Source organism: Campylobacter sp. LR264d, assembly GCF_008633895.1.
Lineage (GTDB): Bacteria > Campylobacterota > Campylobacteria > Campylobacterales > Campylobacteraceae > Campylobacter_D.
The window spans coordinates 41,649-66,690 of record NZ_VJNT01000030.1 but is presented as its reverse complement, the minus strand read 5'-3'; the positions used below and the strand labels follow the sequence as shown (position 1 = coordinate 66,690).

General features: G+C 30.8%; 25 protein-coding genes, 1 tRNA gene and 2 pseudogenes. 21 read left to right on the top strand and 7 right to left on the bottom strand.

Annotated elements, in window-relative coordinates:
* The first annotated feature begins 78 nt into the window (after positions 1-78).
* From panB to FMM56_RS06685, 9 genes are all read left to right on the top strand, one after another.
* On the top strand, positions 79-906 hold the full coding sequence (panB, locus tag FMM56_RS06725) for a 3-methyl-2-oxobutanoate hydroxymethyltransferase (protein ID WP_150208136.1): 828 nt from the start codon (positions 79-81) through the stop codon (positions 904-906).
* 9 nt (positions 907-915) lie between these two features.
* Complete coding sequence (gene panC / locus FMM56_RS06720; protein WP_150208133.1) at positions 916-1,767, top strand: pantoate--beta-alanine ligase; 852 nt, start codon at positions 916-918, stop codon at positions 1,765-1,767.
* A complete protein-coding gene (gene panD, locus FMM56_RS06715) occupies positions 1,764-2,156 on the top strand; it encodes an aspartate 1-decarboxylase (RefSeq protein WP_150141569.1) in 393 nt (130 codons plus the stop codon). Before panC ends, panD begins: the two co-directional genes overlap by 4 nt.
* 50 nt (positions 2,157-2,206) lie before the next feature.
* Positions 2,207-3,361: an efflux RND transporter periplasmic adaptor subunit gene (locus FMM56_RS06710; RefSeq protein WP_150151973.1), complete on the top strand. Its 1,155-nt coding sequence runs from the start codon at positions 2,207-2,209 to the stop codon at positions 3,359-3,361.
* Positions 3,361-5,286 carry an ABC transporter permease gene (locus FMM56_RS06705; protein ID WP_150141573.1) on the top strand — a complete coding sequence of 642 codons (1,926 nt, stop codon included), beginning with the start codon at positions 3,361-3,363 and terminating at the stop codon, positions 5,284-5,286. Before FMM56_RS06710 ends, FMM56_RS06705 begins: the two co-directional genes overlap by 1 nt.
* A gap of 1 nt (position 5,287) precedes the next feature.
* Positions 5,288-6,661 (top strand): TolC family protein, encoded by a 1,374-nt coding sequence (locus FMM56_RS06700; protein WP_150141575.1) that lies wholly within the window; start codon positions 5,288-5,290, stop codon positions 6,659-6,661.
* 62 nt (positions 6,662-6,723) lie between these two features.
* Complete coding sequence (locus FMM56_RS06695) at positions 6,724-7,485, top strand: thiazole synthase (protein ID WP_150151976.1); 762 nt, start codon at positions 6,724-6,726, stop codon at positions 7,483-7,485.
* Positions 7,486-8,349: a tRNA 5-methoxyuridine(34)/uridine 5-oxyacetic acid(34) synthase CmoB gene (cmoB, locus tag FMM56_RS06690; protein ID WP_150151979.1), complete on the top strand. Its 864-nt coding sequence runs from the start codon at positions 7,486-7,488 to the stop codon at positions 8,347-8,349.
* 2 nt (positions 8,350-8,351) lie between these two features.
* Positions 8,352-8,927, top strand: coding sequence for a hypothetical protein (locus FMM56_RS06685; RefSeq protein WP_150141581.1), 576 nt, complete (start codon positions 8,352-8,354; stop codon positions 8,925-8,927).
* Here FMM56_RS06685 and FMM56_RS06680 read toward each other — a convergent pair.
* On the bottom strand, positions 8,920-9,087 hold the full coding sequence (locus FMM56_RS06680) for a hypothetical protein (protein ID WP_411675309.1): 168 nt from the start codon (positions 9,085-9,087) through the stop codon (positions 8,920-8,922). The genes FMM56_RS06685 and FMM56_RS06680 overlap by 8 nt on opposite strands.
* A 162-nt stretch (positions 9,088-9,249) precedes the next feature.
* On the opposite strand from FMM56_RS06680, the gene FMM56_RS06675 reads away from it, so the two are divergent.
* The gene (locus FMM56_RS06675; protein ID WP_150141585.1) at positions 9,250-9,849 is read left to right on the top strand and encodes a sugar O-acetyltransferase; all 600 of its coding nucleotides are present in this window, start codon (positions 9,250-9,252) and stop codon (positions 9,847-9,849) included.
* On the opposite strand, the gene FMM56_RS06670 is transcribed toward FMM56_RS06675, so the two are convergent.
* On the bottom strand, positions 9,850-10,389 hold the full coding sequence (locus FMM56_RS06670) for a thermonuclease family protein (RefSeq protein WP_150141587.1): 540 nt from the start codon (positions 10,387-10,389) through the stop codon (positions 9,850-9,852).
* Positions 10,390-10,441: 52 nt separating this feature from the next.
* On the opposite strand from FMM56_RS06670, the gene FMM56_RS06665 reads away from it, so the two are divergent.
* A complete protein-coding gene (locus tag FMM56_RS06665; RefSeq protein ID WP_150141589.1) occupies positions 10,442-11,707 on the top strand; it encodes a M20/M25/M40 family metallo-hydrolase in 1,266 nt (421 codons plus the stop codon).
* Here the strand turns inward: FMM56_RS06665 and FMM56_RS06660 are convergent.
* From FMM56_RS06660 to FMM56_RS06650, 3 genes and pseudogenes are all read right to left on the bottom strand, one after another.
* A pseudogene (locus tag FMM56_RS06660) lies at positions 11,688-12,192 on the bottom strand (threonine/serine exporter family protein). The gene FMM56_RS06665 and the pseudogene FMM56_RS06660 overlap by 20 nt on opposite strands.
* Positions 12,189-12,963, bottom strand: a pseudogene (locus FMM56_RS06655) (threonine/serine exporter ThrE family protein). Before FMM56_RS06655 ends, FMM56_RS06660 begins: the two co-directional pseudogenes overlap by 4 nt.
* 44 nt (positions 12,964-13,007) lie before the next feature.
* Positions 13,008-13,946 (bottom strand): NAD(P)-binding domain-containing protein, encoded by a 939-nt coding sequence (locus tag FMM56_RS06650; protein ID WP_150208131.1) that lies wholly within the window; start codon positions 13,944-13,946, stop codon positions 13,008-13,010.
* 75 nt (positions 13,947-14,021) lie between these two features.
* Between FMM56_RS06650 and FMM56_RS06645 the strand changes: the two genes are divergently transcribed.
* From FMM56_RS06645 to FMM56_RS06635, 3 genes are all read left to right on the top strand, one after another.
* Positions 14,022-15,254 carry a glutamate-5-semialdehyde dehydrogenase gene (locus FMM56_RS06645; RefSeq protein WP_150141593.1) on the top strand — a complete coding sequence of 411 codons (1,233 nt, stop codon included), beginning with the start codon at positions 14,022-14,024 and terminating at the stop codon, positions 15,252-15,254.
* A complete protein-coding gene (locus tag FMM56_RS06640; protein ID WP_150141595.1) occupies positions 15,251-16,321 on the top strand; it encodes an FUSC family protein in 1,071 nt (356 codons plus the stop codon). Before FMM56_RS06645 ends, FMM56_RS06640 begins: the two co-directional genes overlap by 4 nt.
* 156 nt (positions 16,322-16,477) lie before the next feature.
* Positions 16,478-16,960 (top strand): DUF2726 domain-containing protein, encoded by a 483-nt coding sequence (locus tag FMM56_RS06635; RefSeq protein WP_190318979.1) that lies wholly within the window; start codon positions 16,478-16,480, stop codon positions 16,958-16,960.
* A gap of 27 nt (positions 16,961-16,987) precedes the next feature.
* Here the strand turns inward: FMM56_RS06635 and FMM56_RS06630 are convergent.
* Both FMM56_RS06630 and FMM56_RS06625 read right to left on the bottom strand, forming a co-directional pair.
* Positions 16,988-17,064: transfer RNA gene (locus FMM56_RS06630), tRNA-Ile, on the bottom strand.
* Positions 17,065-17,111: 47 nt separating this feature from the next.
* A complete protein-coding gene (locus tag FMM56_RS06625) occupies positions 17,112-18,206 on the bottom strand; it encodes an FtsW/RodA/SpoVE family cell cycle protein (RefSeq protein ID WP_150141599.1) in 1,095 nt (364 codons plus the stop codon).
* Positions 18,207-18,279: 73 nt separating this feature from the next.
* Between FMM56_RS06625 and FMM56_RS06620 the strand changes: the two genes are divergently transcribed.
* From FMM56_RS06620 to pyrH, 7 genes are read left to right on the top strand one after another with little or no spacing between them, the layout of a single operon-like run.
* On the top strand, positions 18,280-19,251 hold the full coding sequence (locus FMM56_RS06620; RefSeq protein WP_150141601.1) for an RluA family pseudouridine synthase: 972 nt from the start codon (positions 18,280-18,282) through the stop codon (positions 19,249-19,251).
* Entirely contained in the window at positions 19,199-20,425 is a 1,227-nt protein-coding gene (locus FMM56_RS06615) for a fibronectin type III domain-containing protein (protein ID WP_150141603.1), read from the top strand. The genes FMM56_RS06620 and FMM56_RS06615 overlap by 53 nt, the downstream gene beginning before the upstream one ends.
* Positions 20,425-21,594 carry a tRNA (guanosine(46)-N7)-methyltransferase TrmB gene (gene trmB / locus FMM56_RS06610; RefSeq protein ID WP_150141605.1) on the top strand — a complete coding sequence of 390 codons (1,170 nt, stop codon included), beginning with the start codon at positions 20,425-20,427 and terminating at the stop codon, positions 21,592-21,594. The genes FMM56_RS06615 and trmB overlap by 1 nt, the downstream gene beginning before the upstream one ends.
* A 35-nt stretch (positions 21,595-21,629) precedes the next feature.
* A complete protein-coding gene (locus FMM56_RS06605; protein ID WP_150141607.1) occupies positions 21,630-22,295 on the top strand; it encodes a cell division ATP-binding protein FtsE in 666 nt (221 codons plus the stop codon).
* Positions 22,282-23,088 (top strand): ABC transporter permease, encoded by an 807-nt coding sequence (locus FMM56_RS06600; protein WP_150141609.1) that lies wholly within the window; start codon positions 22,282-22,284, stop codon positions 23,086-23,088. The genes FMM56_RS06605 and FMM56_RS06600 overlap by 14 nt, the downstream gene beginning before the upstream one ends.
* The gene (locus tag FMM56_RS06595) at positions 23,085-24,266 is read left to right on the top strand and encodes a murein hydrolase activator EnvC family protein (RefSeq protein ID WP_150141611.1); all 1,182 of its coding nucleotides are present in this window, start codon (positions 23,085-23,087) and stop codon (positions 24,264-24,266) included. Before FMM56_RS06600 ends, FMM56_RS06595 begins: the two co-directional genes overlap by 4 nt.
* 50 nt (positions 24,267-24,316) lie before the next feature.
* Positions 24,317-25,036 (top strand): UMP kinase, encoded by a 720-nt coding sequence (gene pyrH / locus FMM56_RS06590; RefSeq protein ID WP_150141613.1) that lies wholly within the window; start codon positions 24,317-24,319, stop codon positions 25,034-25,036.
* Positions 25,037-25,042: the final 6 nt, after the last annotated feature.

Below are 25,042 nucleotides of genomic sequence, written 5' to 3'. Positions count from 1 at the left end.
AAAATAATAAATATTTTTTATTGTATTTTTACGAAAAAAAAATATAATTATGAAATTTTAAATTTTCAAGGAAAGTAAATGAAACATACAATCCTAACCTTGCAAAAGCAAAAAGAAGATAATAATAAAATCGTTATGGTCGCTGCTTATGATTATTTTAGTGCTAAGGCCCTAGATACTGCCGGGGTAGAAATGATTTTAGTTGGTGATTCCTTAGCTATGGCTATGCTAGGTTATGAAGATACATTAAGTATTAGCGTTGATGAAATGCTAGTTTTTACAAGGGCAGTTACAAGGGGTGCAAAAGATGCCTTTGTCGTGGCTGATATGCCCTTTATGTCTTATCAAGGCTCACAAAAAAACGCCTTAAAAAATGCTACTAAATTTATAAAAAAAGGTAGGGCAAATGGCGTTAAAATAGAAGGTGGGGCTGAAATGGCAAAAACTATTAAATTACTAAATGAAGCAGGAATTCCGGTTATAGCACACATTGGTTTAATGCCTCAAAACATAAATAACACGGGTGGCTACAAGGTACAAGGAAAAACCATGCAAAGTGCACAAAAAATTTTAGATGATGCAAGGACTTTACAAGATGCAGGGGCTTTTATGGTCTTAGTAGAATGCGTACCATTAAAACTTATGCAAAAAATAACCCATTCTTTAAGCGTGCCAACTATAGGAATAGGGGCTGGAAAGTACGCTGATGGACAGGTTTTAGTATGGCATGATTTGCTTGGCATTAATACAAATTTTAAGCCTAAATTTGTAAAAAATTATGCAAATTTAAATGAAGATTATCAAGTAGCTTTAAAAGCTTATATAGATGAGGTTAAAAGTGGGGTTTTTCCTGATGAAAATTTTAGTTTTAATATAAATGATGAGTGGTTAGATAGGCTTTATTAAGGTTTAAAAATGCAAGTTATTAATGAAATTTCAAAAATGAAAGAATGTATTATCCAGTGGAAAAAACAAGGCTTTAGTATAGGTTTTGTGCCTACTATGGGCTATTTACATGAAGGGCATTTAAGTTTAGTTAGGGCAGGTCAAAAAAATTATAAGTTAGTTTTAAGCATTTTTGTTAATCCTATGCAATTTGGGGTTAATGAAGATTTAGCTAAGTATCCAAGAAATTTAGAAAAAGATACAAAACTTTGCGAAGAAAATGGCGTGGACATTCTTTTCATACCAAATGAAAAAGATATGTATCCAAGTGATTTTTCTAGCTTTGTTGATATTAATTCAAGCCTTACAAATTCACTTTGTGGCACAAGCCGGCCGGGGCATTTTAGAGGGGTTTGTACTATTTTAACTAAGCTTTTTAATATAATAGAACCTAATATTGCTTATTTTGGACAAAAGGACGCCCAGCAATGTGCAGTGGTTAAGCAACTTGTTAAGGATTTAAATTTAAATGTGAAAATTGAAGTTTGCCCTATAGTTAGAGAAAGTGATAATCTAGCTAAAAGTTCGCGCAATGTGTATTTAAATGATAGCGAAAGAAAGGCAGCGACAATTTTATCAAAGGCGATTTTTTTAGGGCAAAATTTAGTTTTAAAGGGTGAAAGAAATACAAAAATAATTAAAAATGCTATGCAAAAAGAATTAGAAAAAGAAAATTTAGCTAAGATTGATTATATAAGCTTAGTTGACCCTGATACCATGCAAGAATTTGATTTTATACAGAATAAAATTTTAGGGGCGATTGCAGTTTATATAGGCAAAACAAGATTAATTGATAATTTTTTATTAAGGGATTTAAAATGATGATAAATATGTTAAGGGCTAAAATTCATCGTGCTGTTGTAAAGGAGGCCAAGCTTGATTATGTGGGAAGTATAAGCATAGATGAAAGGCTTTTAAAGGCAAGTGGAATTTTAGAATATGAAAAGGTTCAAGTTGTAAACATTAACACAGGGGCTCGTTTTGAAACCTATACCATAGCTACAAATGAAGAGGGCATGATTTGCTTAAATGGGGCAGCTGCTAGGCTAGTTCAAAACAATGATAAGGTTATAATTATGGCCTATGCAAATTTAAGCATAGAAGAGGCAAGTAATTTTAAACCAAGGGTTGTAATAGTTGATGAAAATAATAAGCCTTGTCAAATTTCAAACTATGAAAAACATGGCAAAATATTTGAAATTTACAATTAATTTATAATAATACTATACAATAACGCACAAATTTAAGTTTAAGGTTTTTAATGAAAAAGAAAATTTTATTTATTTTATTAGCTTGTATTTTGATAATAGTTATTTATTTTTTATTCTTTAAAAAGGATGCACAAGGTGAAATTAAGGTCCAAGAATTAGGAAAATCAAATATAGAAGAAGTAATTCAAGCAGTTGGCGAGGTCTATGCTAAAGAACAAGTTGACGTTGGTGCACAAGTTAGTGGACAAATCATAAAACTTTATGTAGATATAGGTGATAAGGTAAAGCAAGGAGATTTAATAGCCCAAATTGATAAGGATAAACAACAAAATGAACTTGACATTACAAAGGCCCAGCTTGAAAGTGCAAAGGCAAATTTAGAAAGTAAAAAAGTAGCCTTTGAAATAGCCACAAAACAATACGAAAGAGAAAAAAAGCTTTTTGTAGCCAAGGCTACCTCGCTTGAAAGCTTAGAAACTTTAAAAAATTCTTATTATGAATTAAAGGCAAATGTGGCTGAGTTAAATGCCCAAGTAGTACAATATGAAATCACCTTAAAAAACGCTCAAAAAGATTTAGGATATACCACTATAACTGCACCCATTGATGGAGTTATCATAAATGTAGCAGTTGATGAGGGACAAACTGTTAATGCTAGTCAAAACACGCCAACCATTGTTAGAATAGCAAATTTAGACATTATGGAAGTAAAAATGGAGATTGCAGAAGCAGATGTTGGTAAGATTAAAATAGGGGACGTGGTAAATTTCTCACTTTTAAGCGACCCTGATACAAAATACGAAGCAAACATAGCCTCAATAGACCCAGCAAATACAGAAGTAAGTGATTCTACTTCTTCTACAAGTTCTTCAAGTTCAAGTTCTAGCTCATCTTCAACAGCAATTTATTACTATGCAAATTTTTTCGTACAAAACAATGATAATTTTTTACGCATAGGAATGAGTTTAGAAAATGAAATAGTAGTAAATAGCGTTAAAGATATTCTAGCTGTGCCTACTTATTTGATAAAAAATGATAGGGGTGGCTATTATGTTGATATTTTAGAAAATGGGGTAAGGACTAAAAAATATGTTACCCTTGGGGCAAAAGATTCTTTAAATACTCAAATTTTAGAGGGGTTAAATGAGGGCGATAAGCTTATAATGTCCCTTGACGTAAGTGTGTCAAAACCTAGGGTAAGATAATGATTCATTTAAAAGATATAAATAAAACCATAGGTCAAACAGCTATTTTAAGGGATATAAATTTACACATAGAAAAGGGTGAATTTGTAGCCATTATAGGACAAAGTGGAAGTGGAAAAACCACGCTTTTAAATATAATAGGCACCCTTGATGAGCCAAGTTCGGGCAGTTTTATTTTTGATAAATATGAAGTTACCACGCTTAGCAAAGATGATAAAGCAAGGCTTAGACGCGAAAAAATAGGCTTTATCTTTCAAAGATACAATCTTTTAAGCTTACTTAGTGCAAATGACAATGTATCCTTGCCTGCTGTTTATGCAGGAAAATCTACTTATGAGCGAGATGAAAGGGCTAAAAAGCTTTTAAATGACTTAGAATTAAACAATAAATATCTTTCAAGGCCAAATGAATTAAGCGGAGGTCAACAACAAAGGGTTAGTATAGCTAGGGCGTTAATGAATGGTGGCGAACTTATCTTAGCAGACGAACCAACCGGTGCACTTGATAGTAAAAGTGGTATTATGGTGCTTGAAATTTTAAAAGAGTTAAATGATGAAGGTCATACCATTGTTTTAGTAACTCACGACCCACAAATTGCTAGTAGGGCAAAAAGAATCATAGAGATAAAGGATGGTAGAATTTTAAGCGATAGCAAGGGTGGTGAGTTAAAACAAAGACCTCAAGTTAAAAAAATGCCAATTGAAAAAAAGACTTTTTTATTGCTTAAAAATCAAGCTTTTGAATGCCTTAAAATTGCTTATTCTTCAATCATTGCTCATAAAATGCGTTCTTTGCTTACCATGCTTGGAATCATTATAGGGATTGCTTCTGTTGTATGCGTCGTAGCCCTTGGACTTGGTTCTCAAGAAAAGGTATTAGCCTCTATTGCAAGGCTTGGTACAAATACCATTGAGGTAAAAACAGGCCGTGGTTTTGGTGATACACGTTCAGATACAAAAAGGCTAAATTTAAGCGACTTAACCACGCTTCGTTCCTTACCTTACCTTGATGCAGTAGAAGCAACGGTTAGTTCAAGTGGCATAGTAACCTATAAAGAATTATCCTTAAATGCTAGTGGGCAAGGTGTTGGGATAAATGAATTTAGTATTAAGGGCTATACCTTTAGTGCAGGGCAATCTTTTTCTGAAAATGATTTAAAAACGAGTGCAAATGTAGCTGTGATTGATTATAACGCACATCAAAATTTATTTGCAAATGTAAATGCTAGGGATATTTTAGATAAAAATATTATCTTTTCTGGCAAGTCTTTTAGAATTATTGGCGTTTTGGAAAAAAATACTCAAAGAATGTTTGATGATAGCACGGTTCGCGTTTACATGCCTTATACTACTATGATGAATAAAATCACTGGTTCAAGCGAGTTAAAAGATATAAATACTAAGATAAAGGATGATGCAGACCCTATTTTAGCAGAACAAGCTATTATTAGAATTTTAGAGATTAAAAGAGGACAAAAGGATTTTTTTACTATAAATTCAAATAGCATAAAACAAGCTGTTGAAGAAAATCAACAAACCCTAACCTTAATGATTACTTGTATAGCTATTATTTCTTTGATTGTCGGTGGAATAGGGGTTATGAATATTATGCTAGTATCAGTTAGCGAAAGGACTAGAGAGATTGGAATTCGCATGGCTATAGGGGCTAGAAAAGAAGATATTTTAATGCAATTTTTAATTGAGGCTGTTATGATTTGTGCTATAGGGGCAATTTTAGGCGTTATTTTATCAATAGGCGTTGTTTTTGCCTTTAATACTTTTAGCGAAAATTTCCCTATGATTTTATCAGCTACCTCTGTTATAATAGGGCTTTTAAGCTCCGTATTTATAGGCGTTATTTTTGGTTTTTTCCCTGCTAAAAATGCAGCAAATTTAAATCCAATAAGTGCCTTATCAAAGGAATAATATGCAAAAATTATCTTTAATATTTTTACTTATATTTTTAAGTGCTTGTGGGGTAAAGCTTACAAAGATTGAAGAAAAAACCATTACAAGAGATGAATTTAACGACTTAAATATAAGCAGGACCTGGTGGAAAGCCTATAACAATGAAAAAATAAATGAATTTATGACTTATATTTTAGCAAATAATTCTGATATAAATGTGGCTAGAACTACGCTTTTAACGATGATAGCAAATGCAAATTTAATTGATTATGATATGTATCCAACATTAAGTGCAAATTTTGGAATTTCTAAGAGTAAAAATTTAAATACAGGCATTACAAATTCAAGGGTTATTTCAAATAATTTAAATTTAAGTTATGAACTTGATATTTATGGCAAAATAGTCGATGAAACTAAGGCAGCTGAATTTAATGCAATAGCTAGTGCTTATGATTTAGAAAATTTAAAACTAAGTATTTTAAATTCGGCTATTAATGGAATTTTTGAACTTGCTTATTTTAACGATGTAGATATTTTATTAAAAGATTATGTTGCAAATTTAGAACAAATGCGCAAGCTGTATGTTTTAAAATACGAACTTGGCAAGGTAGAAGAATTAGAACTTTTAAGCGTAGAACAAAGTCTTTTAAATGCTAAGCAAAATTTATTAAGCAACGAACAAAATAAAAACACCTTGATAAAGACCTTAAAAGATTTAATAGGAGATGAAAGTGGTTTTTCTTACATAGAATATTTTTCAAGTCTTTCTTTAAAGGATTTTGTAGAATTAAAGCCAAATTATGACTTGCCCTTAAATTTCTTTTCATATCGCCCGGACGTAAAATCAAAAATTCATAATCTTTACTCAGCTTTTAAGGATTATACCAGCGTTCAAAAGTCTATTTTGCCAAGCATTAGCTTAAGTGGTGGTTTAAGTGGGAGCGATGAGAGCTTAAAAAATAGCTTTAAATTTGAGGTTTTAAGTGGGAGTATTTTAATAAATTTGCCTTTTTTAGATTATGGCAGGGTGCGTCAAAATATTAAAATTTCACAATTTGCCTACGAGACCTTATTATTTGAATATGTTCAAATTTTACAAAGTGCTATAAATGAGTTTTGGTTAAATACAAAGGATTATCAAAGCTATATTGCCCTTTATGCAAATTTGCAAGACATTTATACTAAACAAGAACAAATCACTAACTCATATTATCAAAAATACAGCCTTGGAAAAAGTGAGTTAAAGGATTATTTAGACGCAAACAATAGCTTAAATTCAACAGCACAAGAATTACTTCGTTCTCGTTATAATCTTTTATCAACAATCAATAGCTATTATCAAATAACCACTATTGAATATGAAAATATAGGCATTAGCGAGTTAGAACGATAAATTTAAATAAGATTAAAATTTTTAAGCTAAAATAAGTTTTTATTACACTTTCAAGGTTAGAAATGCAAGATATTTTAAAGATAGGAAAATTTGAATTTTCTTCTCGTTTTATATTAGGTTCTGGTAAATTTTCTTTAAATTTAATACAATCAGCCATTGAAGAGGCCGGGGTTGAAATTATAACCTTGGCTTTACGCCGTGCAAATGGTAGCAAGATAGCTAATATTTTAGATTTTATCCCAAAAAATATTACCCTTTTGCCAAATACTTCAGGGGCTAGAAATGCAGAAGAGGCCTTGCGTTTAGCAAGACTTTCAAGGGAGCTTGGTTGTGGTGAGCTTATAAAGATAGAGATTATTAATGATAGCAAGTATTTATTGCCTGATAATTATGAAACTATAAAGGCAGTTGAGTTATTAGCAAAGGATGGCTTTACGCCCTTGCCTTATATGAGTGCTGATTTATACGCTGCTAGAAGTATGCAAGATGCAGGGGCAGCTGCTATTATGCCCTTAGCAGCTCCAATAGGTAGCAATAAGGGACTTTGTGCTAAGGAATTTATCCAAATTTTATTAAATGAGATTGATTTACCTATAATAGTTGATGCAGGTATTGGAAACCCTGCACAAGCTTGTGAGGCTATGCAAATGGGGGTAAGTGCTATTATGGCAAATACTGCCATTGCAGAGGCTAATAATATAGCATGCATGGCAAAGGCCTTTGCTTTAGGGGTTAGGGCAGGTAGACTTGCTTATTTATCAGGTCTTGCTAGTATAAATAATGCAAGACCTAGTTCGCCAGTTACAGGCTTTTTAAGAGATTAAATGCTTGAGAATCAATTATTAAAATCTCCACTTTTTAAAAGAATTCAAGCCTTAAAAGAATGCGATTTAAATGCTAAATTTAGTCTTAGTAAAAACGTTGATATAGCTATTAATAAAGATAAGGACAAAGAAATTTTAGATTTAGCTAAGGAATTAAAGCCTTGGCGAAAAGGACCCTTTAAAATAGGTGATTTGTTTATAGATAGCGAGTGGCAAAGTTTTATTAAATTTGATATTTTAAGACCATATTTAGATATTTTAAAGGATAAAAATGTAGCTGATATAGGTTGCAATAATGGCTATTATATGTTTAAAATGCTTGAATTTAACCCAAAAAGCATAACCGGCTTTGACCCAAGCATTAAATATCGCTTACAATTTGAGTTAATAAATTCCTTAATTAAAACAGATATCAAATACGAGCTTTTAGGTGTTGAAAATTTACCAAGTTATGAAAAAAAATTTGATATTATCTTTTGTTTAGGCGTGATTTATCACAGAAGCGACCCTATAAAAATGTTAAAGGATTTAAAAAAAGGCTTAAACGATAAAGGAGTAGTGTTTTTAGATACTATGTATATAGATGATGAAAGAGAGGTTGCACTAATTCCTAGAAAAACTTATTCAAAAATATCAAATATTTATTTCATTCCGTCGATATTAGCTTTAAGAAATTGGTGCGAACGGGCTGGTTTTGTAGACTTTGAAATTCTTGCAAAAAAGGCAACTAGCACTGATGAACAACGTAAAACGCAGTGGATTGATTCTTATTCTTTGGGTGATTTTTTAGATCCAAATGATAGCAGTTTAACTTTCGAGGGTTATGAGAGTCCAAAACGTGTTTATGTTAAATTAAAGGTTTAAATATGGCAAAAAAAGAACAAAACTACGAAGAATTCGCCCAGCTTGAGGAATTTGCTACGCAAGAAGATATAACCCGTGTTAAATCTGAGCTTTTAGTATGTCCTGAGTTAAATACAGCAGTTAGTGGTACTATAATAGAACTTTCAAAAAATCACGCAAAATCCGTACTTATAACTGCCCCTGATATGATAGTAGATGACCAAGGCTTAGTTTTTGATGGTTATATCTTTGCAGCGGCCAATTATGTAGCACAAGCAGCTATTAATAAAGAGTATTCTGTTTTAATCGGTTCTCGTTGCTTTTTTTATGCACCTTTAAAACTTGGAGACGTACTTGAACTTGAAGCCCATGCACTTTTTGATGAAACTTCTAAAAAAAGAGATGTTAGAGTGGTTGGACATGTTAAGGAGATAAAGGTTTTTGAATCTACCTTGCAAATTGTAGTAACTGATGAGCATATATTTAGGCTTAAAAGACCACCTTCAACTACAAATGCTAAATCAGAAGAAGAAGCAGCTGAAACCATTGCTGTTAATACTGGCGTTATGCCAAATATGCCAGGGGCTAAGGTTAATTAAGCTTTTTTCTAACCTCGCTTGGTGTTTGTGGGATATCTATCCAATTTTCAGGGCAATCCTTATGATAGGTCCCACTTGCATCATAATACTCCACACAATCACTATAATAACGATTTCCTATCCCTCTTTCATTTACAAAACATGCACTAAAACTTAGCATTATTGTGATAATTAAGCTTATTTTTAAAAGTATCTTATAAAGCATTTTTAACCTTTTTTATTTTTGAAATCTTAGCATTATTTAATTAATAAATTTTTATAATTTTTACTTGACTTATAGCTAGTATTAAGTTTTATAATTTCAATTTTAAAAGGAGAAAAAATGAACTCATATAGCAAAAGAAATTCCCCAAGTAAAAGTACTAACCGTGATATTTTTATACGCGACATAGAAGGTGAGTTAATCGATACAAAAACTAAGGAATTTGAAAAGATTAGAGATATTATTTTAGAAACTGCAAGGCTTACAAATGAGCTAAATAATGGCAATCATAGCGAAGAAAAAATAAGAGAACTTTTTAGTAAAATCATAGGAAAAGAAGTTGATAGCAGTGCGTGGATAATCCCTCCTTTTTATGTAGATTATGGTAAAAATATTAGCATAGGTAAGAATTTTTTTATGAATCAGTGTTGTACCTTTATGGATAGGGGTGGCATTAGTATAGGAGATGACGTTCTTATCGGTCCAAAATGCAATATCGTTACCATAAATCACGATATTAACCCTTATAATCGCCACTCTACTTTTAATAAGCCCATTGTCATAGGCAATAGAGTATGGCTTGGGGTTAATGTTACCATTTGTCCAAATGTGACAATAGGGGATAATTCTATAATTGCTGCAGGAAGCGTGGTGACAAAGGACGTGCCTGAAAATGTGATTGTGGCTGGAAATCCTGCAAGGATTATAAAGCAAATTTGATTAATTTTTCTTAATTAAGTTATTTTTTTTACGCCATTCATAAGGACTTACAGGGTTTTTATCTGCCCAAAGTCCTAATTTATTTTCCTTTGCGATTTTTTCATCATCCTTATAAATATCGCTGTAATAAATATAGGCATGGGCGTATCCAAATCTAACCATTTTTTTATTAATATCTTCATTATTAAGCTTAATAATGGCTAAAATTCTATTGTATTTATCCTTATCTTTTTTAAATACTTCAACTTGCTTTTTATCTATCAAAGAACTTAAAAAAAGCTTTGATTCTTCCCCAAATTCTTGTTTTAACTCGGGTGCATCAATGCCAAAAAAGCGAATCTTGCTTTTTTCATTTTGATATGAAATTTCAATGGTATCACCATCAATAACCCTTAAAACTTGGGCACTAAAATGCTCACCTTCTTGGCTAAATTCTTGCATTAAAAATAAGGCTAGACTTATTATTAATAGTATGAAAAGCTGTTTTGGATTGCTTAAAAGTCTTCTTAAATTTAGTATATTTTTTCTTGTTATTCTCATTGTATGCCTAAAATTCATTAAAATATGCCATAATTTTAACAAAGGAGTATAAATGAAAGAAGTTTTAGAAAATTTTGAAAAAATTAGTCAGATTCCTCATTGCAGTTTTGAAACTGAAAAACTAAGGGATTTTTTAATAGAATTTGCAAAAGATAAAAATTGCATTGTAAAAAGTGATAAGGCTGGAAATATCCATTGTATTAAAGGGGAGCCTAAAATTTGTTTGCAAAGTCATTATGATATGGTTTGTATGGGGGAAGCCCCAAATATAAAACTTTATGAAGAAAATGGCTTTTTAAAGGCTAAAAACTCATCATTAGGAGCAGATAACGGCATAGGAGTAGCTATTATTATGCAGGTTATGAGTGAGTTTGATAATTTTGAGTGTTTGCTTACAAATAACGAAGAAGTAGGACTTCTTGGGGCTAAGAATTTAGAGCTTAAACTTCATTCAAAAATGCTTTTAAATTTAGACCACGAAGATGAAAAAGATATTATAGTAAGTTGTGCTGGAGGTCTTGATATAGATACTAGTTTGAAAGTTCATTTTAAAAAAAGTTGCGGTTATGTTTATGAGCTAAACGCAAGGAATTTTAAGGGTGGGCATTCTGGCATTGATATTGTAGAAAATCGTAAAAATTCCATTAAAGAAATGGCTAAATTTATAGCCTTAAATAGTGGCGAAATAATTAAATTTAATGGCGGGGAAAGGATAAATTCTATAGCAAAAAATGCCAGGGTATTAGTTTTATTTAAAGAAAAGATTAAAGAAAATGAGTTTATAGAACTTAAATTCAAGGGTAAAAAATGCGTAAGGGTTGTAAAAGAAAGTAAGTTTTTACTAAATATCATAAATTCCTTTTCTCAAGGGGTTAGGTCTTATAATAAAAATTTAAACATAGTTGAAAGCAGTATAAATTTATCCCTTTTAAAAATGAAAAAAAAGGTGGTTAAATTTAGCCTTTTTGCCAGGTCAAATAATTTAGAAGCCTTGAAAAATTTGGAATTTGAAACAAAGGCTCATTTTAATGATTTTAAAATAAAAACTTATAATTTTTACGCACCTTGGCAGGGTGGGGAAAATGAACTTAGTAAAATGTTATTAGATGAGCTTAAAAAAGAGATTAAAGAGGCTAGAATTTCAGCAATCCATGCTGGTTTGGAATGTGGCATAATAGAACAAAAACAAGATTTAATCTGTGCTTGTATAGGACCAAATATTTATAATCCTCATTCAACGGATGAAAGGTGTGAGTTAGCCTCTATTGAACGCATTAAAAGGGCGGTGTTTTCTTTGCTTAAAAGGATTTATTCTTAAATTCCTTTCTCCCCCTTGTCATCATAAAGCTTTGTTCAAAAAATATTAATAAAGTTATACTAATGTCTGGCAAGGGATATACTAACAAAGATTGTAGTAAAAAACTCATCAAAAAAAAGCGTTAAAAATTTGTTTTTTAATTCTATGTTTTCAGTTCTAGTAAAGGATATGAAATTTAAAATTGCCTTATAAGCATAAATTCCTGGAATCATAGGGATTAAGGCAGGAAAGGCAATAATTTCAGCAGGTGTTTTTGAAAGCTTTGCAAGCAAAATTCCTAAACAACCTATACAAAAAGATGCTATAAAGGTGGCAATTGCTATGTTATTTATGCCAAAATTTAGCAAAGAAAAACGCAAAACATAGGCTATGGCTGCTAGGATTGCTGATAAAATCAATGTTTTTAAGGGAGAATTACAAGCATAGGCAAAGCCAAAACCCACAATGGCTGCAAAACATATATCTTTTAACAATATTTCTATCAGAATAAAAACCTAAAATCGCTAATGCTTAAAGTTAGATAAATTCCTGCTGCTATACAGCAAACTAAGATTACAACGCTAATAATGCGACTTATCCCCATTATAATATGGTCTTTTAAGATATCAATTATAGAATTTATGAAAAATACCCCGGGTATTAAATATAAAATACTTGAACCAAGGGCGATATCTGCTTTTTGTATATAAGAAAATACTATACCAAGATAAACTATATAAGAAGAAATAAAGGCACAAATAACATATTGAACGCGTAAGTCTATTTTTATTTTAGTTAAAAAATATCTTAAAATCAAGCCACAAAGCGTACCTAAAAATACAAAAATAGCCCCAAAAATATCGCCACCAAAAAGCGAACAAAAGGACGCATTTGCCAAGGAAACAAAGAAAAGATTATAAATATAAGGATATTTTTTTGGGTACTTAGTTTTCAAAAAGCCTTTTTGAAAGTTCTAAATCGTATTTTTTATCATAAATTGCCCAGGACAGGCCGCTAAGGTCTAAGATAAGTTTAAAATTTAAATGTATGTGTTTATTAGGGATTATATAGGTTCTATAAATGGAATTATCATCTTTATCCGTGATATTTAGTGAATAATGGTGAAAAAAATAATTTATATTTATATCATAGCCATAAATTTCAGCTATGCGTCCAACGCATTTTGAAATTATAGCCGTATAGGTACCAGAACTTAGTATAGTACTAACATAATCTATTAAAAAATTACTAATTACTTGAATTTGTGGCTTTTGCAAGAAACACCCTTTAAAAACTTCTACAAAAAGTAGAAGTTTAAAATTTAAGATAAGGTTTTTATAATGGAAAATGCGTCATTTAAGCCAGTAACTATACTAGCTCCGTTTTTAGTAGCTATATCACCTGCTACAAAGATTCCTTTAACATTGCTTTCTTTATTTTCATTTATAGCAGGAACGCCCTTTTCATCGACATTTATACCACATTTTTGTAAGAAATCAACAGGGGTTGAACCTCCTATTGCATAAATTAATCTATCATAACTTAGGCTTGAATTATCATTAAATTTAACTTTAACTTTGCCATTTTCATCCTCTACTTCAACGATATCTATGCCAAGTTTTAATTCGACCTTGCCCTTACTAACAGCATCGTTAATATTTTGTAAATTTATATCATTTAACCTTGTGAATTTATCTTTTCTATAACATAAACAAACCTTATTTGAATTTGCTAAATCCACAGCATACTCAGCAGCTGAATTTCCTCCACCTACAATTAGGATATTTTCACCACTTTGTACTGAATTTGCGTTATAATTTATCACCTTAGCAAGAGAAGAAGGTAATTTATAATCAGGCTTATTAGGGCGCCCCATTCTACCAATTGCTACTATTATATTTTTACATTGATAAACGCCCTTACCAGTACTTAGTATAAAGCCATTTTCATCTTTTTTAACGCTTTCAACCTCGCTTGAAAATTCAATCTCGATATTATTGTCTTTTAATGCCTTTTCAAAGGTTTCAATAGTACTTTCTTTTGTACCATCTTCAAAAGGAATATGCCCATGATTTGTACCATCACAACCTTTATAAGCCTTATCTACCCTTTTTCCATCCTTGTAAAATTGCATTAAGGTTTGACAAATTTGACCACCCTTTTCTAAAAGTAAAACTTCCTTATTTGCAAGTTTTGCCTCAACTGCACACCCGATACCAGCAGGACCTGCCCCGATAACGATTAAATCAACTTTTTTCATAATACTACCTTTGGTTTTAATTTTGATTGTATAATAAACAAATTTAGCAAGTTTTTCGTAAATAAAGGATTAAAAATGAGAAATTTAATAAAAAATATCAAAAAAAATTCTCAAAAATTACTAGACTTAACCTCAAGGGATAAAGAAAATATAATTTTTGAAATAGCCTTAAATTTAAGAAAAAATTTTAAAAATGTATTAAAGGCAAATGAAAAGGATATGGCAAATTTCAAAAAAACAGGGGCTATTAGAGATAGGTTATTGTTAAATGAAAAACGTTTAACTTCTTTGTGCGATGCCTTAGAAAAGATTGCTTTGCAAGAAGACCCTATTAACAACATACAAAGAGGCTGGAAAAATTATGCAGGCTTAAGCATTCAAAAAATTAGCATTCCTATAGGTTTAATTTGTGTAATTTATGAGGCAAGACCGGCTTTAAGTGCTGAGATTATAGCCTTAATGATAAAAAGTTCTAATGCTTGTATTTTAAAAGGAGGAAGCGAGGCTAAGAATACAAATTTAGCCCTTTTTAATATAGTTTGTGAAGTACTTGAAAAATACGCCTTGAAAGATTGTTTTTTAATGCTTTATGATAAGGGCGAGATTAAGGAATTGCTAGCCTTTGATGATTTAATAGATGTTATCATTCCAAGAGGTAGCGAAGAAATGATAAAAAATATAGCACAAAATACGAAAATTCCACTCATTAAGCAAGATAAGGGACTTTGTCATATCTTTGTTGATGAGAGTGCAAATTTAAAAAATGCAGTGGATATTATAATAAATTCAAAATGCCAAAAACCAAGTGCTTGTAATGCTTTAGAAAGCTTATTGATACATGAAAATATAAATTTAGAATTTTTTGATTTATTAAAAAAAGCCTTTAAAAAGCATAATATTAAAATTCATGCCCATAAAAACATTATAAAACATTTTGAAAATGCGAATTTAGAACTTTTTTTAGCTACTCAAAAAGACTTTGCTACTGAGTGGCTTGATTTTGAATTAAGCATTAAAAGCGTTAAAAATTTGGGCGAGGCTATAAGGCATATAAATGAATTTAGTTCATCTCACAGCGATTGCATACTTTCAAATGATGTACAAAACATAGCCAAATTTCAAAGGCTTATAAATTCAGCTTGTGTTTATGCAAATGCTTCTACTCGTTTTAGTGATGGTGGAGAATTTGGCTTTGGTGGAGAAGTTGGAATTAGCACGAGCAGGCTTCACGCAAGAGGTCCTATGGGGGTTGATGAAATTTGCATTTACAAATATATCATTTATGGTGATGGACAAATAAGGCAATGAGGCAAAAAATATTTAAACATTTTATAGATATTTTAGCCTTAAATTCCACTCAAAGAGTGTGGCAACTACCTTTTTTTATAGCCTTGGGAGTTGGTTTGGTTTTAGGGGTTGGGGCATATTATAAAAGGCTTGATTTAGGTCTTATTTCTATGATAGGGGTAATGGCGTTTTTATATATACCAAATACTCCTATGTATCATAGAATGGCAGTTGTAATGTGTTGTTCTTTTGGAATTTCTTTATCTTTTTTACTAGGACTTTTAACACACTTAGCACCTACTTTAATGCCTATTTTAGTGGGCTTTGTAGCTATGGCTAGTTCTATTTTAGTAAGGTATTATGATGTAGGGGCACCTGGTTATTTTTTCTTCGTTTTTGCTTGTTTGTTGGGTTCATTTTTTCCCTTTGAAATTCAAGATTATATCTTTTTAACAGGGCTTGTAACCCTTGGTACTATGGTAGCAAATTTCATAGCCTTTATTTACTCTTTATTGGTAATTTATTGCTTTAAAAACTCACTTCCAAAGCCCATACCAAAGCGAGGAAACTGGGGCTTTGAGGTAATAGTAGTTGATTCTGTTATTATAGGCTTTTTTGTAGGTTTTGCTGTATTTTTAGGGGCATTTTTAGAACTTGAAAGAAGTTATTGGGTAGCAGTAAGTTGCACTGTTGTAATGCAAGGCATTTCTTTAAATGGGGTTTGGATAAAGCAAATTCAAAGGATTTTAGGCACAGCCCTTGGGACCTTGTTTGCTTGGTATCTTTTAAAGATTGAATTTAGTACTATTTCTTTTGTTTGTTTAATGATGTTTTTAGTTTTTATGACTGAATTTGTAGTAACTAGAAACTATGCTATAGCTATATTTTTCTTAACCCCTTATGTAACTTACTTAGCAGAGGCTACTAGCTTTATGAATGTGGATGCGAATTTAATAGCCCTTGCTAGATTACAAGATGTGATTGTGGGTAGTATTTTAGGCTTAATCGGTGGCTTTGTAATCTACAAGCCATTTTTAAGAATCCCTTTTGAACAAATTTCAAAACTAGTTTTTAGGAAGAAGATTTAGTAATATTTAGACAAAAATTGTTATTTTTATGAAAATACATTTTAAGGAGTTTTTATGTTTCTTAGGTTTTTTGTACGTATTTTTTATGCTTATAATAGAAATAAAAAAGGTGTTTTTAGAAAAAAACAATACGAAAGCACAAAATTACAAGAAAGTTTGACCTTTGAAGATAAAATAAATTTAGTAGAAAAAGGAAATTTTAAAATAAAAAAAGTGATGAATAAAAGTGAAACTGATATATATTGGGCTTTAGTTAATTGTATAAGAGGAGCTTATATAGTTTGTCCACAAGTAGCTTATAAAACTTTTATAGATAAAACCACTAATGATGAAACATGGAAAGTTTATTCTAGTTTTGTTGCAGATTTTGTTCTTTTGCATAAAGTTTCTAAACTACCTTTGTGTGTAATAGAATTTCATGGGAGTGGACACACTGGAAGTGGTTTTGTAGCTAATGAAAAAGAAAGAGAAGAAAAATATATTCAAGTTAAAAATAATGATACTTTAAAGAAAAAACTTTTAGAAAAAATGAAAATATTATATATAGAGATATCAAGTAAAGACATTTGTACTAAAAATAATAAGATAGACAAAGAAAAATTAATCACTCTTCTTAATGAAAAGTTAAAAGTAAATTAGAAATTTATTTTTTAAAAGTATGACTAATGGTGGATTTAGCAGGACTTGAACCTGCGACCAACCGGTTATGAGCCGGTTGCTCTAACCAACTGAGCTATAAATCCAACCTTGTAAAAAAGCGAAATTATAGCATATTTTGCTTAAAAAAAATTTAGTATTTTTCATACCAAGAAAAACGAAAGGTTATTAAGTGTTGCAAAAGCCCAAAAAATACCATAAAGGTAGTAAAAGAGCTTCCTCCATGGCTAAAAAAAGGCAAGGGAATTCCAACAACTGGCGCAAAGCCTATAACCATAGAGATATTAACAGCTGTATAAATGAAAATAAATAAGGCAACTGCGTTTAAAACTACTCGCCCAAAGTGGTCCTTCCGCAGTTTATGATTTAAGCTTAATAAATGCAAGATTAAAAAAATATACAATACGATTAAAACACAACCCCCGACAAAACCAAATCTTTCTACCATGTAAGCAAAGATAAAGTCGCTAGTATGAATGGGTAAGAATTTAAAATGCGTTTGCGTGGCCTCACTTTGCGATTTTCCTAAAAGTCCTCCATTGCCTATAGCAATCATGGCCTGGGTTACTTGATAGCTTGGTTTTTCGGCTATAAAATCGTGAATTCTTTGCTTTTGATAGGGCTTTAATAAATAAGTATACATTACAGGCGAGGTTATTGAGAGTACTAAAACAATGCTAAGCCAAATTTTATAATTTATCCCTATGATAAAAAGCGTTCCAAAGCCTACTATTATAAGAACCATTGCAGTTCCTAGGTCGGGTTCTTTTGCTATTAATAAAAATGGCAAGATTATATAAAAGCTAAGCTTTATAAATTGTTTAAGTTTGTAGCCATTATCAGGTGGTGGGTTATTGTAAATAAGATATGCAAGCATTAAGACAAAGGCTGGTTTAAAAAATTCAGAAGGCTGTATGGTATAAGTAGTAAATGGAATTTGTAGCCACCTAGCAGCCCCTAGTTTTTCAACGCCAAAGATATCAACACTTAAAAGTAAAAGAATGCCAACCCAATAAAACAAGGGTATAAGCCACATAAGTTTTCTAATGGGAAAGAAAAAGAAAAAGGTAAAAAAGAAAAAGCCTACACAGGTGTATATAAATTGTTTTTCTACTAAATTTACACTTGCCTCATAGGTTAAAAAAAAAGAAATCGCGACAATAGGTAAGACTAAGATTGGCTGCATATAATCAAAATGTGTAAGAATGCGTCTATCTAATACAATCAAAATTTTTACCTTTAAAAAATTTATTACTATTATATGCTAAAATTTTAAACTTTTAAAGTATTTGAAGGAAAAAATGCAAACTTTTTTAGCAAATGAAGAAATAAGACTTGATATTTTTTTAGCCCAGCACCTTAAACAAAGTCGCAATCAAGTAAGTTTATTAATTAAAAATTCCCTAGTTAAAATAAATAATAAAATTCAAAACAAGACCTCTTTTAAGTTAAATTTAAATGATGAAATTTGCATTTTAAAGCCTAAAATAAAAGATATTAAAGAAAAACAAGAAATAAATTTTGACCTTGAAATTTTATATGAAGATGATGATTTATTAGTGCTTAATAAAACACCAAATTTAGTAGTTCACGGGGCAAATTCGGTTAAAGGACCAACTTTAGTAGACTGGCTTATTAATAAAAATTTTATGCTTTCAAATTTGGGTGGGCAATTAAGACCTGGTTTAATACACAGGCTTGATAAAGATACCAGTGGGGCCATTGTGATAGCTAAAAATAATTTTACTCATAAAAATTTAAGCGAACAACTTTTTTTAAAAACTATGGGTAGAATTTATCTTGCATTAATTGATTTGCCACTAAAAGATAGTAAAATAATCATAGAAAAGGCATTGATTAGAACGCCAAATAATCGTATCAAAAAATTAGCTATTGATGAAAAAGGTATCTTAAAAATAGGTGCAAAGAGTGCTAAAAGTGCTTTTATATCGTGTTTAGATTGTAATGATTTTGCCTTAATCAGTGCAAAACTTTTTACAGGTAGAACTCATCAAATAAGGGCACACTTAGCAAGTATAAATAGGCATATTTTAGGAGATGAATTATATGGTTTTAAGGGCGAAAAACAAAGGGTTATGTTGCATTCTTATTATGTGTATTTTACGCATCCAAGAAGCAAAAAAGAAATTTTTGTTAAGGCCCCTTTAATGCAAGATTTCAAAGAAAGATTATTGAAAAAATTTACCTTAGGAGAAGTACATGAAAAAATTACACTTGATTTTTTGCTCAGTGAGTTTAACTCTTTTTCTTAGTGCTTGTAGTGGAGTTTCACAACAATTTACCGCTAAAGAAGTGCTATTAAATGAGAGTTTACCAAAGATTGAACAGCTTAAAAGCTTAAGCGATATGAGTAATGTCGCACTTGAATGGGAGCCTTTGTATAATGAAAATATCAAGGGTTTTTATATTTATAGGGCTAGTGAGGCTGAGCCTACTTTTAAGCTTGTTGAAACTATTACAAATAAATTTCAAACGCATTTTGTAGATACTAAGCTTGAACCTTCTACAAAGTATTTTTATAAGATGAAAAGCTTTAATGACCAAAATCATATTTCAGAAGAAAGCGATGTGATTGAGATTATGACAGATGTTAGATTGCCTGCCATTTCTTACGCACAGGCCCTTACAAATTTAGCAAATAAAATTAAGCTTGTATGGAGACCACATAGCGATTTAAGGGTTAATGCTTATATCATAGAAAGAAAAGAAAGTGATGAAAGCAAATTTAAAAAACTAGCCCAGATTAAAAATCGCTTGAATGCTGAGTACATAGATGATGATTTAAAACCAAATCAAAGCTTTGATTATATAATTTATGCACAAAGCTTTGATGGGGTGATTAGCGAGGCAAGTGCTGTTTTAAGTGCTACAAGTAAGGCTTTGCCACCTGTTGTAGAAGGACTTAGTGCAAGTATTGATGGGTCAAATAAGATTAGCTTACAATGGAATGAAAGCAATTATAAGGATTTTTCATATTATAAGGTTTATGCTACAAGCTCAACTTTTTTACCTTATACCCTAGTTGCAAAAACTCAATCAAATCACTATGAAGACGCCGTTGGAGGTGCTGGTAAATCAAAAAGTTATAAGGTTAGTATAGTGGATATTGATGGGCTTGAAGGTCCTTTGCAAAGCGAGGGCGTTTCAGGTCAAACTCTAGGACTTCCAAGTGCCCCAAGCCTTATAAGTGCGAAAAGTACTAGCGAGGGTATAAGTTTAGAATGGTCTGATAATGATGATAGGGCAGTTGAGTATATAGTAAAAAGAACAGGCGGTGAAAAAGCAGCAGTGTTTAAGGGTATAAAAAATAAAAATATGCTTGATACTAATGCATTGCCAGGGGTTGAGTATTCTTATGAAGTATATGCCATTGATTCAGGAAATTTACAATCAGAAGCTTCTAATAAGGTAAAAGCAAAACAATAATGCCAAATTTTAGAACAAAATATCTAAAATCCTTAACTTTGCCCTTTGAAAAAAAGGGCATTTCTTTTTTATTTAGTGCTAAAAATTCATCAGTTACGCTTATTTTAACCAAATTTAACGATGAAAAATTTTTTTTACAAATCAAAAAAGAAAAAGATTATTTTATAATCAAGGCAGATAAGCATTCTAAGCCTTCAAAAATAGGGCTTTTGCAAGAGGCCTTGGTTTTGTTTAGGGATGAGTTTTGTGATAATATAATTGATAGTGCAATTTGTGTTAAAAATAATAATCTAACAAGTAAAACTCCATTAATAGCAAGTGATTTTAACGAGCTTTTACAAAGGATTAAAGATAAAAAAATTTATGTAGAAATAGGCTTTGGTTCGGGTCGTCATTTGCTTTTTTTAGCTAAAAAAAATCCGGAAATTTTAATACTTGGCGTTGAAATTTATAATCCTAGTTTAAATCAAGTTGCAAAATTAGCTAAGTTTCAAAATTTAAATAATATCTTGCTTATTCAAAGCGATGCAAGGCTTTTATTAAACGTTTTGACTAGCAATAGTGTTGAAAAAATTTTCTTGCATTTTCCTGTTCCTTGGGATAAAAAGCCACACCGAAGGGTTGTAAGTAAGGAATTTTGCAAAGAGGTTGCAAGGGTTTTAATTGATAATGGAAAATTTGAGTTAAGGACTGATAGTTTTGAGTACCTTGATTTTACTTTAAAACAATTTTTAAGCTTTAAAAAGCATGAAATTTTAATTAATAAAAATGTGGATTTAGAAATTTCAAGCAAGTATGAAGATAGGTGGAAAAAGCAAGAAAAGGATATTTATGATTTAATAGTATCAAAGATAAGTAGCGATGAAAAAAAGGTAGAACTTGAAAAATTTAATATAGAAGAGATTAAGCTTAATAAAGAAAAATTAGCAAATTTTGCAAAAAATTTTTCTAAGCAAAAATTTAAAGAAGATGATTTTTTTTTAAATTTAGAAAGCATTTATGAAACTAAAGAAAATTTTGTTTTAAAGATAGCCTTTGGGGACTTCAATAAGCCAGAACATAGTTATTTATTACTTAGCGATAAGATTGAATTTATTCTTAATGAACCCTTTAAAACTCACGCAAATTTAAAAGCCTTGCATTTTTTGAGAAAGATTCTTGAATTTTAAGCAAAAACAAAACAAAATTATAGCAAAGGAAAAAGATGTCAAATTTCATAGTAGCACAAAAACTTTCACTAGGTTATGACGAGCTTGTTATTAAAGAGGCTAGTTTTATCTTTAATAAGGATGATTTTGTTTTTATCACAGGTAAAAGTGGAAGTGGAAAAAGCACGCTTTTAAAGTCTTTTTATGGGGACTTAGACCTGCTTTCTGGTCAGCTTGAAGTGTGTGGGGCATCTATGAAACATATAGGAAATAATGAGCTTTTAAAACTTAGGCAAAGGATAGGTATTATTTTTCAAGATTATAGATTAATCCAAGAAATGAGCGTGGCAAAAAATGTTATGTTACCTTTAATGATAAAGGGTTATAGTAAGAAAATTTGCCAAGAGCAAGCTGCTAAGCTTTTAAAACATGTAAATTTAACCTTTAAGGCCGATAAAATGCCTGACCAGCTTTCTGGTGGAGAACAACAAAGGGTTGCAATGGCAAGAGCTTTAGCACATAATCCTAAGCTTTTGTTGTGTGATGAGCCTACTGGGAATTTGGACGAGTACTCCTCAGATATTATATGGACTTTGTTAAAATCAGCTAGAGAGTTATTAGGAACCTGTGTTGTAGTGGTTACTCATAGAATTCCAAGCAATCTAAGGGTAAATTATAGACGTTTTAATATAGACAATGGAAACATGCATGAAATCTCTTAGAACGCATTTAGCCCTTATTTTACCATTGCTTTTTATGATGTTTGCCTTTGAATTTGTCTTTATTACAAATGCTACTATAAAGCATTATGAAAATATAGTAAATAAGGACTATAACATTATAGTTACAAGCACTATAGCGCTTGATGAAAAAAATATAAAATCAAAGGTAAGTTCTTTTATAAGTATGAGCTTACTTGATCCAAAGGATTTAATAGATAGGCTTAAAAAGGATGTTTCTGAAAAAAATTTAAAGCTTTTAAGAAGTTCTTTACCTAAATTTTATAGCCTTAAACTTGATTATTTACCTACTCAAAGTGAACTTGAAAACATAGAAAAACAATTACTTAGCATTAATGGCATAAACAAGGTAGAAACATTCGCAAAAACGCATAATAAAATTTATTCTTTGCTTGTCTTAATAGAAATGATTCTTTGGTCTTTTCTTTTTATAATCATACTTTTAAGCTTTGTTTTATTTTTAAAACAAATGCGAATTTGGCTTTATGAACACACTCAAAGGGTGGAGATTATGTGTTTATTTGGGGCTCCTTTTTGGTTTCGTTCTTTTATGCTTTATAAAATAGTCTTTTTAGATTGTCTAATCGCCTTTTTAATTTTACTTGGATTTTTTACCCAATTTTATAATCTATCCATAGTACAAGAAAGCTTAAAAAGCGTAGATATAGAACTTCCTCCTATAAATTTTTTCATTGATTTAGGAATTATTTTTGTAGCTACCTTAATAGTTTCTTTATTTTGTGTAAATTCTGTTATGTTTAGGGTTAAAAAATGAGAATTATTTTTTGTTTTTTACTAGCTTTAAGCGTACTTTTTTCAAGTACTATTAAGGAAAAAACAAAGAATTTAGAAGCAAATAAAAAAAGCCAAGAACAATTAAATAAAAAGCTTGAAGACTTAGCAGTTGAAATTTTAAATGGAGAAAAGGCTTTAAAAGAGATAAATTCTCAAATACAAGATTTAAATTTGCAAATTTCAAAACTAGAAAGCAATGCTAAGGTACAAAATAAAGAACTTGATAATTTAGCTAATCAAAACAAGGAATTATTAAAAAATAGGACCTTAATGGAAAATAAACTAGTAAGCTTGATAGCTAAGGATTTTGCTTATGATTTGCCCATTCCCCAAGGTTATATAGAAAGTGAGGAAAGCTTTATAGCCTTAGAGGTATTACAAGGCATTGATATGATGCTAAATGATGAAATTTCAAAGCTTAGTAAGGATTATGATGGACTAAGTAAGATGATAGATAATAAACAAGAACAGATTAAAAAAATAAATTTAAGTCTTAAAGATTATAACGAACAAGTAAATAAATTTAACGAGCTTAAAAAAAAGCAATTAAATGTTATTAATAAGCAAAAAATGGATAGGGATATTTATACTAAAAAGCTTGAAAATTTAAGTGCCCAGCAAAATGAGATTAGAAAGACACTAAATCAACTTAAAATTATAGAAAAGCAAAATTCTAAAACTAACGCTAAGGATAGTAAGATTAGTTCTAATGATAGTCAAAAAATTCGTCAAATAGGTTCTAGCTATCAAGGAAGTAATGTTAAAAAATACACTGGCAAAAAGACTATCGCACCCCTAGAAAGCTTTGTTGTAAAGCAAAAATTTGGCAATTATGTAGACCCAATTTATAATATTAAAATTTTTAATGAAAATGTGATTTTGCGTAGTAAAAAAAGCGATGCCACTGTTAAAAGCGTACTTGATGGCAAAATCGTTTTTGCAAAGGATACTGGTATGCTTGAAAGGGTTGTGATTATAGAACATAGCAATGGAATTCATACTATTTATGCACACTTAGATAAGATAGCCCCGACCGTTAAGGTAGGTAAAAATATAAAAAAAGGTGCTGTTGTTGGTAGGATAAAAGATGATTTAACCTTTGAGGTTACTCAAAAAAATTTTCACATAAATCCTTTAGAACTCATTAGCTTAAATTAGCTTATTTTAATACTATTTTAACTATAATTGCAAAGTTTAAAGGAGATATTATGCAAGAAAAAAAAAGGGTTTTGGTTAAATTTTCGGGTGAGGCTTTAGCTGGTGAGAATGGTTTTGGTATAGAAAATTCAATCTTAAAATACCTTGCGATGCAGATTAAAGAACTTGTAGAAAATGATATAGAAGTTGGTATTGTTATAGGCGGTGGAAATATAATTCGTGGTGTATCTGCTTCAAAGGGTGGACTTATAAAGCGAACAAGTGGCGATCATATGGGAATGTTAGGCACTGTTATAAATGCTATTGCTATACAAGAGGCCTTGGAAAGTTATGGTGTTGAGGTACGTGTTCAAAGTGCTATTAAAATGGAAGCATTTTGTGAAACTTATATTATGAGAAGGGCTAATAGGCATTTAGAAAAAGGGCGAGTTGTTATCTTTGCAGCTGGTACTGGAAATCCTTATTTTACCACTGATACAACGGCGATTTTAAGGGCAGTTGAGATTAACGCTCATATGGTTATTAAGGCTACAAAGGTTGATGGGGTTTATGATAAGGACCCAAATAAATACACTAACGCTCAATTTATCAATGTTTTAAACTATGACGAGGCAATGAAAGATAATATTAAGGTTATGGATGATACAGCTATTGCTTTAGCTAAGGATAATACCTTGCCTATCGTGGTTTGCAATATGTTTAAGGAAGGGAATTTGTTAAAGATAATACAAGGTGATACTAGCCTTTGTTCTATAGTAAAAAATAGTTAAGGAGAA